Annotated in this window: 14 protein-coding genes and 1 pseudogene; 11 read left to right on the top strand and 4 right to left on the bottom strand. The window is 29.2% G+C overall.

Annotated elements, in window-relative coordinates; genetic code table 11:
* The 6 genes from KPL38_RS14480 to KPL38_RS14455 form a co-directional block, all read left to right on the top strand.
* Positions 1-343, top strand: a 343-nt coding sequence (locus tag KPL38_RS14480) for an IS66 family transposase (RefSeq protein ID WP_216289856.1), incomplete at its 5' end; no start/stop codon positions are given.
* Positions 344-456: 113 nt separating this feature from the next.
* The gene (locus tag KPL38_RS14475) at positions 457-996 is read left to right on the top strand and encodes a GNAT family N-acetyltransferase (protein ID WP_216289855.1); all 540 of its coding nucleotides are present in this window, start codon (positions 457-459) and stop codon (positions 994-996) included.
* 17 nt (positions 997-1013) lie between these two features.
* Complete coding sequence (locus tag KPL38_RS14470) at positions 1014-1517, top strand: GNAT family N-acetyltransferase (RefSeq protein WP_216289854.1); 504 nt, start codon at positions 1014-1016, stop codon at positions 1515-1517.
* Positions 1518-1653: 136 nt separating this feature from the next.
* Positions 1654-2040, top strand: a complete 387-nt coding sequence (locus KPL38_RS14465; protein ID WP_216289853.1) for a hypothetical protein — start codon at positions 1654-1656, stop codon at positions 2038-2040.
* Positions 2041-2267: 227 nt separating this feature from the next.
* Complete coding sequence (locus KPL38_RS14460) at positions 2268-4223, top strand: DNA gyrase/topoisomerase IV subunit B (protein WP_216289852.1); 1956 nt, start codon at positions 2268-2270, stop codon at positions 4221-4223.
* A 63-nt stretch (positions 4224-4286) separates the two neighbouring features.
* On the top strand, positions 4287-7208 hold the full coding sequence (locus KPL38_RS14455; RefSeq protein WP_216289851.1) for a DNA topoisomerase IV subunit A: 2922 nt from the start codon (positions 4287-4289) through the stop codon (positions 7206-7208).
* A 42-nt stretch (positions 7209-7250) separates the two neighbouring features.
* Here KPL38_RS14455 and KPL38_RS14450 read toward each other — a convergent pair whose 3' ends face one another.
* A complete protein-coding gene (locus KPL38_RS14450) occupies positions 7251-7730 on the bottom strand; it encodes a GtrA family protein (protein WP_216289850.1) in 480 nt (159 codons plus the stop codon).
* A gap of 207 nt (positions 7731-7937) precedes the next feature.
* On the opposite strand from KPL38_RS14450, the gene KPL38_RS14445 reads away from it, so the two are divergent.
* Positions 7938-9194 carry a M16 family metallopeptidase gene (locus KPL38_RS14445; protein ID WP_216289849.1) on the top strand — a complete coding sequence of 419 codons (1257 nt, stop codon included), beginning with the start codon at positions 7938-7940 and terminating at the stop codon, positions 9192-9194.
* Between the two features lie 2 nt (positions 9195-9196).
* Complete coding sequence (recJ, locus tag KPL38_RS14440) at positions 9197-10966, top strand: single-stranded-DNA-specific exonuclease RecJ (RefSeq protein ID WP_216289848.1); 1770 nt, start codon at positions 9197-9199, stop codon at positions 10964-10966.
* A gap of 55 nt (positions 10967-11021) precedes the next feature.
* Here the strand turns inward: recJ and KPL38_RS14435 are convergent, their stop codons facing one another.
* The 3 genes from KPL38_RS14435 to KPL38_RS14425 all read right to left on the bottom strand — a co-directional run bounded on the left by KPL38_RS14435 (position 11022) and on the right by KPL38_RS14425 (position 11977).
* Positions 11022-11204, bottom strand: coding sequence for an alpha/beta-type small acid-soluble spore protein (locus KPL38_RS14435; RefSeq protein WP_216289847.1), 183 nt, complete (start codon positions 11202-11204; stop codon positions 11022-11024).
* A 291-nt stretch (positions 11205-11495) separates the two neighbouring features.
* Complete coding sequence (locus KPL38_RS14430; protein ID WP_216289846.1) at positions 11496-11681, bottom strand: alpha/beta-type small acid-soluble spore protein; 186 nt, start codon at positions 11679-11681, stop codon at positions 11496-11498.
* Positions 11682-11791: 110 nt separating this feature from the next.
* Entirely contained in the window at positions 11792-11977 is a 186-nt protein-coding gene (locus KPL38_RS14425) for an alpha/beta-type small acid-soluble spore protein (protein WP_216289845.1), read from the bottom strand.
* Positions 11978-12241: 264 nt separating this feature from the next.
* Between KPL38_RS14425 and murG the strand changes: the two genes are divergently transcribed.
* The 3 genes and pseudogenes from murG to KPL38_RS14410 all read left to right on the top strand — a co-directional run.
* Entirely contained in the window at positions 12242-13315 is a 1074-nt protein-coding gene (gene murG, locus KPL38_RS14420) for an undecaprenyldiphospho-muramoylpentapeptide beta-N-acetylglucosaminyltransferase (RefSeq protein ID WP_512699148.1), read from the top strand.
* A gap of 287 nt (positions 13316-13602) precedes the next feature.
* Complete coding sequence (locus KPL38_RS14415) at positions 13603-14028, top strand: flavodoxin (protein ID WP_216289844.1); 426 nt, start codon at positions 13603-13605, stop codon at positions 14026-14028.
* A gap of 218 nt (positions 14029-14246) precedes the next feature.
* Positions 14247-14786 (top strand): annotated as a pseudogene (locus tag KPL38_RS14410) (pyruvate:ferredoxin (flavodoxin) oxidoreductase); the annotation flags it as partial.

Raw genomic sequence — 14786 nt, 5'->3', positions numbered from 1 at the left:
AGCTATCGCATATTGCCGTAATCAATGGAGAAAACTAGAAAGCTTTTTACTTGATGGAAGGCTTGAGATTGATAATAACCGTGCCGAAAGATCTATTAAACCCTTTATAATAGGTCGAAAGAATTGGTTATTCTCAAACACTTCAAAAGGAGCAACATCAAGTGCCATTATCTATAGTATTATCGAAACAGCTAAAGAAAATGGATTGAGTCCATTTCACTATCTAACATATTTATTTGAGCAGCTACCTAATATAGATGTGAAGGATCTGGAAAAATTGGATGTGCTTCTTCCATGGTCCAAGGATTTACCGAATAGCTGCAGAAAGCCGCTAAAGAAATAATATCATAGCTCATACCTTACGTTAAGGTGTGGGCTATTTGACGCTTACATCCATTTTATTACGATGAAAGAGGGTTAATAATTAAAACTGATTAGTGAGGGGAGAGGATTGATATGGAAATATTAATAACTAATAGATTGAAAATAAGAAAATGGAAAGAAACAGATAGCAGTGATTTATATGAATATGCTAAAAGTGAATTAGTAGGTCCTAATGCAGGTTGGCCACCACATAAAAATGAGGAAGAAAGCAAGAATATAATAAAAATGTTCACAAGGGATAATGATACATATGCTATTGTCTTAAAATCTGAAAATAAGGTTATTGGTAGCATAGGGCTTCATGATAGAAAACCAGATGCAACTTTGTCTAATTTAAAACAAAAGGAAATAGGTTACGTATTAAGCCCTAAATATTGGGGCAATGGGTTTATGCCTGAAGCTGTTAATTGTTTAATTAAGTATGCATTTAATGAATTAAGCTTAGATTTAATTTGGTGTGGGCATTATGATTTTAATAGTAATTCTAAAAGAGTAATTGAAAAATGTAAATTTAAATATAGATTTCAAAGAAAGGAGAATGTAAAGCTATTAGATAATAAAGAAGTTACTATCTTATATTATAACATTTTCAAATCACAATATATTAAATAGCATGAAGGAGAATTAACATGAAATTTATAAGAGCAACTGAAGAGAATGCCAGTAGTATAATTAATATTATAAAGCAGGCACAGGATTACTTTAAGAAAAATAAAATTAATCAATGGCAGGATAATTACCCTAATTTTAAAATAGTAAAAAATGATATTATCAATAAAAATGGGTATGTTTTATTAAAAGATAATAGTGTAGTTTGTACTGTAGTAGTTACATTTGATGGAGATAAAAACTATAAATGTATTTACAATGGCAAGTGGGCAAGCAACAATAAATATGCAGTTATTCATAGAATGGCTATTGATTGCAATTGTAAGGGAATTGGACTATCATCTGTTATTGTTAAGAATATAGAAAAGATTTGTTTAGATAAGGGGATACATAGTATTAGAGTAGATACACATAAGGAAAACTTATCTATGAAGAGGTTGCTCCAAAAAAATGGATTTCAGTATTGTGGAATAATTTATTTAGAAGACAAAAGCGAAAGAATTGCTTTTGAGAAAACACTATAAAAATAAATTAATTATATATTTAGTGTTAATAATAAGAGTAGTTTGAAAATTATATTAATAATTTAAATAAAACATGTACCCTTTGTTATTTGAATAGCATATAAAGTAGTATAAATTCAAATAAGGAGGGTACGTGATGGTAGAGATAATTATTCAATATGTATTAATTGTGCTCTTAGTAGCAGGACTTGCTTATTTAGCTTATTTGTTAAAGGACAAAGACATAAACATTAAAGATGACTATTATGGGTTTGCTTCTGTAATTTTAGGTTCCTTAACTTTTATTGAATCAACACCTGCAAATGTTAAAATAATTCTAAGAATTATTTCAAAAGCGGTACTATTTGTAGAAACCAACTATAAGCATAGCGAAAATACCCTTAAAGAAGAAGAAGCTATGAAAATATCAAAAGAAGCTACTAATAAATTGAATTTAAAAAATAATATAGATGATGAGAGTCTAAAATATATAATAAGACTTGTAGCGACATTATTACCACCAACTAATAAAAAAATAGAGTGAGAATTTTGGAAATTGAAAATAGAGTCGATTACTGTATTGACCGGCAGGGAAGGTTTATAATGTCGGTTAATATTTTTATAGAAAATTGCTTGAAGTTCATGTTAAACAATAAAAAGTTGACTTAAAATAGAAACTAATGTTCTATTTTTTTATTTAAATTACTTTACCTTTTGCAAATAAACATATAAAATAGCAAATGTATGATAAAATTTTACTGGAGGATTTTTATGAGTTTTGATAAAGAACAAATTCAAACATACGATGTAACGGACTTAACTTCTCTAGAAAAACTAGAGCCTGTAAGAATAAGGCCTGGTATGTACATAGGTTCTACAGGAAGCAAAGGCCTACATCATTGTATATGGGAGATTTTGGACAATTCTATAGATGAGATAGCTAATGGCTATGGCGATAAAGCCAAAATAATATTAAATAAAGACAAAAGTGTTACTATTATTGACAATGGTAGAGGAATTCCTACAGGAATACACCCTATAAAACATATATCCGGTGTTGAAATGGTATTTACTGAACTTCATACTGGTGGAAAGTTTAATAATAAGAATTATAAAACTTCTGGTGGACTTCATGGTGTTGGAGCTGCCGTTGTAAACGCATTATCAGAATGGCTAGAGGTTGAAGTAAAACAAAAGGGAAAAATTTTTACTCAGAGATTTGAATATGCCTATGATAAAGAGCTTAAAAGGCTTATGCCAGGTACACCAGTCAGTAAACTTGAGATAGTAGGGGAATCAACACAAACAGGTAGTAAGGTTACTTTTATGCCTGATAAAAATGTGTTTACTACTTTAGAATTTAGTTCTGATTTTATTGATGAAAGGTTACAAGAATTAGCATTCCAAAACAAAGGGATTATTTTGGTTTTTGATGATAGAAGAAAAGAAGGAAATGTACCAAAAGAGTACCATTCTGAAAGGGGACTTTTAGATTTTATTGATTATCTAAATGAGAGTAAAACCGTTCTTCACAAAGACCCTATATTTTTCCAAGGCGAAAAAGAAATAAATGGATTACAATTATATGGAGAAGTATGTATGCAATTTACTGATTCTACTACAGAATATATTGCAAGCTATGTTAATAATATACCAACTACTGAATCAGGAACTCATGAAACTGGATTTAAAACAGGAATGACAAGAGCGTTTAAAGAAGGAGCTAAAAAACTTAATCTTTTAAAAGAGAAGGATAAAGAATTTGAAGGCGACGATTTAAGAGAAGGAATGACTGCAATTGTTAGAGTTAAAATAAGTAATCCTATTTTTGAAGGCCAAACTAAAAGTAAACTAGGTAATAATGAGGCCTATAGCATAATGAATGAATTGAGTTATGTTAAAATTTTAGAATGGATAGAAGACAACAAAAATATGGCTACTAATATAATAAATAATGCTATTTCGGCTTCCTCAAGGAGAGATAAAATAAAAAAAATTAATGAAGCTGAAAGAAAGAAAATAGGTAAAGGCGCATCTCCTTTAGCTGGTAAAATTGCCGTGTGTACACTGAAAAATTCTGATTTTACCGAATTTATAGTGGTTGAAGGTGATTCAGCTGGGGGAAGTGCTAAGCAAGCTAGGGATAGAAGATTTCAAACTATAATGCCATCAAAGGGCAAAATTATGAACACAGAAAAACAAAAGCTTGAGAATGTATTAGCTAGTGAAGAACTTAAAATATTTAATACCGCAATTGGAACAGGAGTTTTAGAAAATTATAGTGAAAAAAGTTTAAAATATGGTAAAATAATTATTTTGAGTGATGCAGATGTTGATGGATATCATATTAGAACATTATGGATGACTTATATTTATAGATATATGAGATCATTAATTTCAAATGGCCATCTTTACATGGGAATGCCTCCACTTTATAAGGTTTATAGGAAAACTAAGAATGGTGAAGTGGTTAAGTATGCATATAGTGATGAGCAATTAGCTAAGACTAAAAAAGAAATTGGAAAAGGTGCGTTAATTCAAAGATATAAAGGTCTTGGAGAAATGAATCCGGATCAACTTTGGGAAACTACACTAAACCCTAATACTAGGACCTTACAGCAGGTTACTATAGAAGATGCAGCGAAGGCCGAGAAGATGGTTTCACTTCTAATGGGGGACGTGGTTGCACCTAGGAAAAATTATATGTATAAATATGCTGAGTTTTAGTGATGATAGTAGCACTGAAAGTGATTATAGCACTGCAAGTGATAATTAAGGGGGTTTTATTAAATGGCAAAAGTAATTGACATACCTAAAGATAGTAATATAATAATGACTCCAATTGAAGAAGCAATGCCAGATAATTACCTTCCATATGCCGTGGAGGTTGCAAGAGAAAGAGCATTGCCAGATGTGAGAGATGGCTTAAAACCAGTACATAGAAGAATTCTTTATGGCGCATATATGTTAAAGGCATTTCCAGACAAGCCTTATTATAAATCAGCAAGAATTGTTGGAGATATCCTTGGTAAGTACCATCCACATGGAGACAGCTCTGTTTATGGTGCCATGGTTATACTAGCACAGTCATTTTCAACAAGGAAACCATTAATAGATGGTCATGGTAATTGGGGTAGTCAGGATGGAGATAATGCGGCTGCTATGCGTTATACAGAAGCAAGACTTTCTCCTATTGCCCTTGAAATGATTAGAGACATTGACAAGGGTGTTGTGGATATGGTAAACAATTATTCAGACACTGAGAAGGAACCATCTGTATTACCATCAAGATATCCAAATTTGTTGGTAAATGGGACTTTTGGTATAGCGGTTGGAATAGCAACAAACATACCGCCTCATAATTTAGGAGAAGTAATAGATGGATTATTAGCTTATATGGACAATAAGGATATTACAACAAAACAGCTTATGCAATATATTAAAGGCCCTGATTTACCAACAGGGGGTATTTTAATAGGTAAAAATGCGATAGAGAGTGCTTATGAGACTGGTGAGGGTAGGGTAACGTTGCGTTCTAAAATGAAAATAGAAACGCTTGAGACTGGACGTCTTGGCATAGTTATTACGGAATTCCCATATAGAAAGAATAAGGCAAAATTACTTCAATCAATTTCTGATATGACGGCAGAAAAAAAACATATAAGAGTTTTAGAGTCAATTATAGATATTAGAGATGAATCTGATAGAAGTGGACTTAGATCAGTTATTGAATTTAAGAAATCTACAAATAGGGATACTGCAACCAAGGTACTTAAGTATTTGATGATGAAAACAGAGCTTCAATGTAATATAGCTTTTAACATGGTAGCACTCGCAAATGGGAAACCTCAAACTATGGGGCTTAAAACTATTTTAATGCATTATTTAAATCATCAAAAAGATGTTGTAACTAGAAGAACGCAAAGAGAATTAGATGTTTCTGAGAATAGATTTCATATTGTAGAAGGCTTTATTAAAGCAATTGATGTCATGGATGAAATTATAATAACAATTAGAGGTTCAAAGTCTAAAAAAGATGCTGGTCAAAATCTTATAGCTAAGTTTGGTTTTACAGAAATTCAAACAGAAGCGATACTTGAACTTATGTTATACAGATTAACAGGCCTTGAAATAAAGATATTTACAAAGGAATACAAGAAATTACAAATATTAATTAGGGGGTATAAAAAAATTCTTGAAAATGAGAATGAACTTCTTAAAGTAATAAAATCGGAAATTTTAGAGATAAAAGAAAAATACAATGATCCAAGAAGAACTGAAATTATTGAAGATGATAGTCAAGCTAAAATTGATGTAGAAGATATAATATTAATAGAAGACGTTATGATAACTTCATCTAATGATGGTTATATAAAACGTGTGCCTATGAAATCTTATAACAGATCTAATATTAACATTGATGACATAGAATATAGAGAAGGCGACTTTAATACATATTTAATTGGAACAAATACTAAAGATACATTAATGATTTTTACGGACATAGGAAATGTATATCAGCTAAGAGGTGACTTAGTACCAGAATATAAGTGGAGAGAAAAGGGGGAAAGAATTGATACCCTTATTCGTGGAATAGATTTAACAAAGGAAAAAATAATTGATATCCTTTTATTAAGTGACTTAACTACTAATAAACAATTTGTATTTTTTACAAACAAAGGGAATATAAAGAAAACATCTTTGGATAAATTTATTACAAGTTTTAATAGATTAACTGTTTTAAAGTTAAGAGAGAACGAAAAGTTACTTGATATCAAGTTAATCAATAAAGATAGAAAAAAATCATTTATAAACATTTCAACCAAAGAAGGACTAGAATTTTCAGTAGAAGAACCAACACTTAAAGCAATTGGCAGAAACATAGTTGGTACACAGCTATTTAATTTAACAAGTGATGATCAGGTGACAAAAATAGAATTTTCTAAGAAATATGATTATAAAGAATTTAATATTGGGATAAATGCAAAAGGTATAATAAAGATAATGAATAAAAACATGAACTCAAATGGTAGTACATATACTAGATCATCGGCGATGCTGCTTATTTTCTCGCAAAATGGGTTAGTTTATAAATTACCTAGTTATATGATTCAGAATGTTAATAAGAAAGGTACTTGCATTAATACCTTGATAGACAATTTTAATATCGATGATAAAATAGTAGAAATTATATCTGTTGATGACTTTAATGAAGAAAAAAGCATTTGTTTCTTTACTAAAAAAGGATTTGTGAAGCGATTAAAACTTTGTGAATTAGAAGGAGAATTTTGTTCAACTTTGATTTATAAACTTAAAGGTGAAACAGATAAATTAATATTTATAAAAATCAACAAAGATGATGTAGATAAGGATATATTAATAGTAACCAAGAAAGCAATGTGTATAAGATTTAATGTGAATTCTATTAACTTTATGAGTAAGGGTGCATCTGGGGTAACTGGGATAAGCCTAAAAGAAAATGATGAAGTTATATTTGCAAATATGGTAGAGGCAAAGGTTAAAAAAGAAGAAGGTTATAATGAAATTAGTGTTACACTTAATGAAAATTTAAATTTAACATTAAGCACATCTAGTGGTGAAATAAAAACTATTGAACTTGATGATATAAATGTTCAAAATAGAGCTGGTAAAGGTAAAAATTTAACAGTGTCACTACAAGATGATTATGTAGAAAATATTACTTTAAAGTAAAAACATAAAAAAAGACACATTAAAATTAAATAAAACTTAATTTTAGTGTGTCTTTTTTTTATTGAAAACAAAAAATTTATTAATTAAAAACCCTATTATACCTACAATAATGGAACCTATTATCATAGACATGTTAAGCCACAAGTGATTCAATTTTACTATGTTTCTATGGTGATGAATAATATGAATTAAAGGATTTCTTCTTGTTAATAGTATTAACATACAGCTGTTTATAAGCATACTAACAAATAGAACAGATGCATATTGAAAGTAAGCATTTTGCGAGGAAGTTTCTCTAAAACTATTTTTAAAGGTAAATTTCTTATTTAATTTATAACCACAAATAGAATAAACTAAAAATGCAATTGTATTAAAAACAAATAGTATTTTCCCATGAGTTATGCCTGTGGTATAGGATAAAATATTTAATATACCAATATCAATTACAGTATTGTTAGCACCAACTAAGCCATATTTAATGAATTGAGATAAGGACTGTTGTGTTTTAGTTTTATTATTCATATAATAATATTCTTAAATAAAATATGTTTAAGAAATTAATCACCAACCTTTTTCTAAAAAATATTAAATTTTCCAACTTGTATTAGTGTACAACAAAATAAAATAAAATAAAACAAAAATATTTTTAAGTGAAATAGTATATTTGTATAATGCCCATATTGTTAGACAAAAAACAATTGAATAGAATAAAAAAATGAGGGTGAATATATGCAAAAAATAATATTGAAAAATGGAATAAAATTATTATACAAAAAAGCAGATAATAATTTAACTTCTTTTACTTTAGGGTTTAACGCTGGCGCAAATCAAGAAGACAACCAGCACCTTGGAGTTGCTCATGCGGTAGAACATATGATTTTTAAGGGTACAATCACTCGTAGTGAGTATGAAATAAATAAATTATGCGATGAAACGTTTGGATTTTGTAATGCGATGACTAATTATCCGTACGTTGTATATTATGGCACCACTTTAGATGAAGATTTTGAAAAAGGATTCGAAATTTATGCAGATATTCTAACAAATCCAATTTTCCCAGAGATTGGATTTAAAGAAGAAATAGAAGTTATTAGTGCAGAACTAAAAGAATGGAAAGATGATTTATATCAGTTTTGTGAAGATTCAATGTTTTATAATGCGTTTGAAAAGAGAAGATTAAAGAACTTAATTATAGGTACAGAGGAGAGCATACATTCTATTACTATAAAGCAGATGAAAAATTTTTATGATAAAAATTATATTTCAGATAATTGTGTGATAAGTGTTGTTTCTTCAATGAGCCTTGATGAAGTCTTGGATATAGTAAATCGCTATATGGGTGATTTTAGGCATAAACCAATTGGTGATAATAGTCATATGGAAAAAATTAAAGAATACACATATGAGTATAATAAACCAGGAACATATTTCCAATATAGAAATGACTTACAAGGTGCTAAAATCCAATATTGTTTTTCTATACATGATTTAAGCTTAAGAGAAAATAGTGCTTTAAAGTTATTTAACTTAGTCTTCGGAGAAGGTACAAGTAGTATATTGTTTGATGAAATCAGGACTAAGAGGGGTCTTGTCTATGATATAGGAAGTTATATTAAAAATGAAACAGGAATAAAACTTTTTACAATATCCCTTGGAACTTCATATGAAAATACTTACAAAACTATTGAAATTATTAATAATGAAATAGAAAAGGCAAAGAATATGAAAAATTTCTTTGACAAAAATTGCATTATAAAATTATGCAAAAGTTACAAACTAAGAAGAATGATTGCGCTTGAGAAATCTATTCAAACTAGCATGAGTTTATGTGCATATGAAATAATGTACTATGATGGTTTTAGTATTTTTTCGGAATTTGATGAGATGAAAAACATTACTGAGGAAGAAATAATGAAAGTAGTAAAAAAAGTTTTAGTTAATGCTACTATTCAGGTATTAATTCCAAATGAGGAAAGCAGGAGATAAATATGGAGAAAACATGGTTGCTCAGAAATACATCTAAAGATATAAAATCTTTAGCAAAAGCATCAGGAGTAAGTGAACTCATTGCTAAAATTATAATTAATAGAGGATTGGATAATCCAATAGATATTAAAAAATTTATGCGTTCTAGTATAGAAGATTTATACGATCCTTTCTTAATGAAAGACATGGAAAAAGCAACAAGTTTAATTAAATTATTCATTGAAAAAAAAGAAAAAATTGTGGTATATGGAGATTACGATGCAGATGGAGTTACTAGTACTGTTATAATGTATAAGGGATTAAAGCAATGTGGTGCAAATGTTGAATATTATGTTCCTGATAGAGAACATGAAGGTTATGGCATAAATAGTGATAGAATAAGAAAATTAAATGTAGAAGGTTTTCAAGTGATCTTAACTTGTGATAATGGAATTGCAGCTATGCAGCAGGTTAAATTAGCTAAAGAATTAGGAATGAAGATTATAATAACTGATCATCATGAGCTTCAATTTGATGAAGATGATGAAGGAATAAGAACTTTTAAGTTGCCTCCAGCAGATGCTGTTATTAATCCAAAACAAAAAACATGTAATTATCCATTTAGAGACTTATGTGGTGCTGGGATTGCTTTGAAATTTGTACAAGCACTATATATAAAATTTGAAATTAACAAGGGAAACCTTAAGGAATTCTTAGAAATAGCAGGAATAGGTACTATTTGTGATGTGGTAGATCTAGTAGATGAAAATAGAATAATTGCTAAAAATGCCTTGAAAATGTTAACAAACACTAAAAATCTTGGGTTAAAATGTTTAAAAGAAATGATAGGTATTAATGACAAGGAGATGAAATGCTATCATGTTGGTTTCCAAATAGGTCCATGCATTAATGCTACTGGAAGACTTAAATCGGCAGCTATATCTGTTGAATTGTTATTATGTGAAGAAGAAAATAGAGCAAAAGAACTGGCTAAAATATTATATGAACTTAATAAAAAAAGACAAGAGATGACAAATGAAAATGCTGAACAAGTAATAGAAATAATACAGAATTCAACGTTAAAAAATGATAAAGTATTAGTAATTTATAAAGATACTATACATGAAAGTATAGCAGGAATTGTAGCGGGACGTGTTCGTGAAATGTTTAATGTTCCAACAATAATATTGACTAAAGGAAAAGAAAATCCTAAAGGGTCAGCAAGGTCTATCAAAGAGTATAATCTATTTGAGGAGTTAATAAAATGCAGCGAGTTACTCTTAAAATTTGGTGGTCATCCAATGGCTGCAGGTCTTTCTATAAAAGAAGAAAACATAGATAAGCTAAGAAAAAAATTAAACCGCATTTGTAAGTTAACAGATGAGGATATTAAGCCTAAAGTAAGAATAGATCAGAGAATGATGTTAAGTAAAATCAATTATGAAATGATTTATGAATTGGAACTATTAGAGCCTTTTGGCAAAGGTAATTCATCTCCACTGCTTGCAGAAAAGAATATACCTATTTTAAAAATAGATATATTGGGTAAAAACGCAAACACATTAAAAATCAAGTGTGTTATGCCTGGAGTAAATAAAACAATTGATGGAATATGTTTTAATAGGGTTGATGAATTTATGGAAATGGTTAAAGATAAATTTGGGGAAGATTATATGAATTATATTGAAAATCCAAAAGGATTAAAACTTGATTTAATTTTTTCACCACAAATTAATGAGTATAATGGTCGAAAATCAATTCAACTAAAAATTTTAGAATTTAAATTTAGCTAAAAGTTGAAGGTACATAGAATTAACTCTATGTACCTCAATTTATATCATATTCTAATTATAAATTTTTCTCATATTGTTCTACCATCTTTTTCACCATTTCTCCACCAACAGAACCACATTCTCTAGAAGTTAAGTTACCGTTGTAATCTGTGAATGGTACTCCAAGTTCTTTTGCAGTTTCCATTTTAAAAGAATATAATCCAGCTTTAGATCCAGGTACTAATTGTCTGTTTGACATTTTAATCACTCCTTATATAATTTATTTTGGTATGGTAGTATCTTGTGCATAATTCTAAAATATATAGCAACAAATTAAAGGGAAATAAGACAAGTAAAACATTTAAATTTAGCAACTTCCATCATATGAAATCTTTTTAAATTATAATTAATTACAAAAATCAGTCGGATTTGATAATGATATTTGATCGTTGATCGTTGATTATTAAAAATATTAAATATAACAATAAAAAAGTTAAGAGGTATATACAATCATATACCTCTTAACCTTTATTAAATTAAAATTTCAAAATTATAGGTTTTTCTCGTATTGTTCTACCATCTTTTTAGTCATCTGTCCGCCAACTGATCCGTTTTGTCTAGAAGTAAGATCTCCGTTATAACCTTCTTTTAAATCTACTCCAACTTCTTTTGCTGCTTCCATTTTAAATTTGTTTAATCCTGCTTTTGCTTCTGGTACTAATTGTCTGTTTGCCATTGTAAATCACTCCTTTTATATTTTATTTGTGTTACGATAATATTTTGTGCAAATATTTTAAATATATAACTGAATATTGGAGGAAAATTTGGAAATAATATCTTTTTTAATTATAAGTTTTTCTCGTACTGTTCTACCATTTTCTTTACCATCTGTCCGCCAACTGATCCATTTTGTCTTGAAGTAAGGTCACCATTGTAACCGTCTTTTAAGGTTACTCCAACTTCTTGAGCTGCTTCCATTTTAAATTTGTTTAGTCCTGCTCTTGCCTCTGGTACTAAATTTCTGTTTGCCATGTAAATTACCTCCTTTAATTTTGTGATTACTTTATGATAGTAGTTTATCCGTATAGTTAACTTTTATTTTAGTGAACTGATGGGTAGTATTGAAAATTTTATAGTCTTTAGAATATTATGGAAATCCTAAATTTTGAAAAACACTGAACATTTTAGTCCTATTAGTATATAATGATGTATAATAAACTGAGTAAATCATGGCATCATGCATAACAAAGCATGACTCTCGTGATTAGTAAAGCTTATTTTAGAAGGAGTGTTAAAGTGGGAAAACATAAAATAATAATGACTGGTGGCGGTTCAGCAGGACATGTAACACCAAATCTTGCGCTTGTACCAAAACTTAAAATGTTAAATTATGAAATAGAATATATTGGAACAAAGGAAGGCATTGAGAGAAAAATAATTGAGGGCGAAAATATAAAATATTTTCCTATATCTAGTGGAAAACTTAGACGATATTTTGATGTGAAAAATTTTACTGATCCTTTAAAAGTAATTAAGGGGATTTTTGAAGCAAAAAAAATAATAAAAAATGAAAAACCCGACATAGTTTTTTCTAAGGGTGGATTTGTCTCCGTACCTGTAGTGCTTGCGGCATTTTTTAATAGAGTGCCAGTAATTGCTCATGAATGTGACATTACACCAGGTCTTGCTAATAAATTAGTAGCTCCTTATTGCACAAAAGTATGTGTAACTTTTCCAGAAGCATTAAAAGGAATAAAAAAAGGAAAAGGAGTTGTAACAGGTAATCCTATAAGACGTGAATTGTTTGAAGGAAATAAGAAAAAAGCTTATGAAATATGTGGGTTTAAAAATATAAAACCAGTGTTAATGATTATTGGAGGTAGTTTAGGGTCAAAACTTATAAATGAAGTAATAAGAAAAGATCTTGAAAAATTAATTGTTAATTATAATATTATTCATATTTGTGGCAGTGGTAACATTGAAAAGTCGCTTCAAAATAAAGATGGTTATAAGCAGTTTGAATATACAAAGGATGAATTACCTCATTTACTAGCTAGTGCCGATATAGTTATATCTAGGGCAGGAGCAAACGTAATTTTTGAACTCTTGGCATTAAAAAAACCAAATCTCTTAATTCCATTATCGGCTAAGGCAAGCCGTGGAGATCAAATACTTAATGCAAAATCTTTTGAAAAAAGTGGTTATAGTATGGTTCTTCAAGACGAGGATTTAACTCCAGAAACTTTAGGGAAAAAAATAAAAGAATTATATAATGATAGAGCTAAATACATTGAAAATATGAACGCTAGTAATACTGAAAAAAGCATTGATTTAATAGTAGATTTGATAGAAAAATACAGAAAAAGATAAAAAAATCAGAGCATATTTATATTTAACTACATCTAAATTTATGCGAATATTGCATTCTAAGTTAAAAAAGTGTAAATAATAGAATAAAATGGTTTGTTTTATGATATTAAAGGTGTAAACTATGATTATTAAGTTATATTTCTAATCATTATACGGCAATATAACTTAAAAGCTAAATTAATATTGTTACTTTATTTACAATAAAGAACTTGAATAAAAATGGTTTTGATGTATAATTAAGGAGTAACAATAACTATCTATTAATATGAAAGTATGAGGTGATAGCAATGAAAAAGTTGACAATAATTTATTTGAGTAATGGTGGAAATGTTGAGGTTTTAGCTAATCATATAGCTAAAGGTGCAAAGGATGCAGGTGCTAAGGTACTAGTTAAACTAGTTAGTGAAGCTACTGTTGAAGATGTTACAAATGCAGATGCAGTTGCCTTTGGAAGTCCATCAATGGATAATAATAGAATTGATCAAAAAGAAATGCAACCTTTTATCGAAAAATTCAAATTAATTCCTATTAACAATAAAACTACTGGTTTATTTGGTTCTTATGGATGGGATAATGGAGAATTTATGAAAAAATGGGATAGCTTAATGACAGAATATGAATTTAATGTTACACAAAAATTAACTGTTAATGAGGCTCCTACTAATGAACAATTAGTTGAAGCTGAGGAAATGGGAAAAGCCCTAGTTAAATAACTTTCAATTACATAGACTGTTAACGTCTATGATACATAGCTAACGCTGAAAAGTGTTAGCTAAGTTTTGTATAAAAACTTTAGACAGTTATTGGCTTTAGTTAAAAAGCTAGTATTTTCATTGTAGAGTTATTTGTAATGGAATACTCTTATTTACAATTCAAATAAAAGCTTTAGAAAGTAATTTTATAATAACTTAAAAGAAAGAAGGCTTATTAAATGAGAAAGATGAAAACAATGGATGGTAATACTGCAGCTGCACACGTTGCATATGCTTATACCGATGTGGCAGCAATTTATCCAATAACACCATCTTCAACAATGGCAGAATATTGTGATGAACTTGCAGCTAAAGGAACAAAAAATGTATTTGGTCAAAAAGTTAAAATCATGGAAATGCAATCAGAAGCAGGAGCTGCTGGAGCAGTACATGGTTCACTTCAAACAGGAGCTTTAACTTCAACTTTTACTTGTTCTCAAGGATTATTATTAATGATCCCAAACATGTATAAAATAGCTGGAGAACTTTTACCAGGAGTATTTGATGTAGCTGCTAGAGCTTTAACAACTCACGCACTTAATATTTTTGGAGATCATCAAGATGTAATGGCAACTAGACAAACAGGATTTGCGCTACTTGCATCAAACAGTGTACAAGAAGTAATGGATCTTTCACCAGTTGCTCATTTAACAGCACTAGAGGGAAGAATACCTTTCGTAAACTTCTTTGACGGATTTAGAACTTCTCATGAAATACAA

This window comes from Clostridium psychrophilum (assembly GCF_018861705.1).
Taxonomy (GTDB): Bacteria; Bacillota; Clostridia; order Clostridiales; family Clostridiaceae; genus Clostridium_AD; species Clostridium_AD psychrophilum.
This window is presented reverse-complemented; position numbering and strand designations above follow the sequence as displayed.

Bases quoted from the DNA above. Each gene is read 5' to 3' on its own strand.
- KPL38_RS14475 (WP_216289855.1), top strand. From the start codon at position 457: ATGGAAATATTAATAACTAATAGATTGAAAATAAGAAAATGGAAAGAA.
- KPL38_RS14470 (WP_216289854.1), top strand. From the start codon at position 1,014: ATGAAATTTATAAGAGCAACTGAAGAGAATGCCAGTAGTATAATTAAT.
- KPL38_RS14465 (WP_216289853.1), top strand. From the start codon at position 1,654: ATGGTAGAGATAATTATTCAATATGTATTAATTGTGCTCTTAGTAGCA.
- KPL38_RS14460 (WP_216289852.1), top strand. From the start codon at position 2,268: ATGAGTTTTGATAAAGAACAAATTCAAACATACGATGTAACGGACTTA.
- KPL38_RS14455 (WP_216289851.1), top strand. From the start codon at position 4,287: ATGGCAAAAGTAATTGACATACCTAAAGATAGTAATATAATAATGACT.
- KPL38_RS14450 (WP_216289850.1), bottom strand. From the start codon at position 7,730: ATGAATAATAAAACTAAAACACAACAGTCCTTATCTCAATTCATTAAA.
- KPL38_RS14445 (WP_216289849.1), top strand. From the start codon at position 7,938: ATGCAAAAAATAATATTGAAAAATGGAATAAAATTATTATACAAAAAA.
- recJ (WP_216289848.1), top strand. From the start codon at position 9,197: ATGGAGAAAACATGGTTGCTCAGAAATACATCTAAAGATATAAAATCT.
- KPL38_RS14435 (WP_216289847.1), bottom strand. From the start codon at position 11,204: ATGTCAAACAGACAATTAGTACCTGGATCTAAAGCTGGATTATATTCT.
- KPL38_RS14430 (WP_216289846.1), bottom strand. From the start codon at position 11,681: ATGGCAAACAGACAATTAGTACCAGAAGCAAAAGCAGGATTAAACAAA.
- KPL38_RS14425 (WP_216289845.1), bottom strand. From the start codon at position 11,977: ATGGCAAACAGAAATTTAGTACCAGAGGCAAGAGCAGGACTAAACAAA.
- KPL38_RS14415 (WP_216289844.1), top strand. From the start codon at position 13,603: ATGAAAAAGTTGACAATAATTTATTTGAGTAATGGTGGAAATGTTGAG.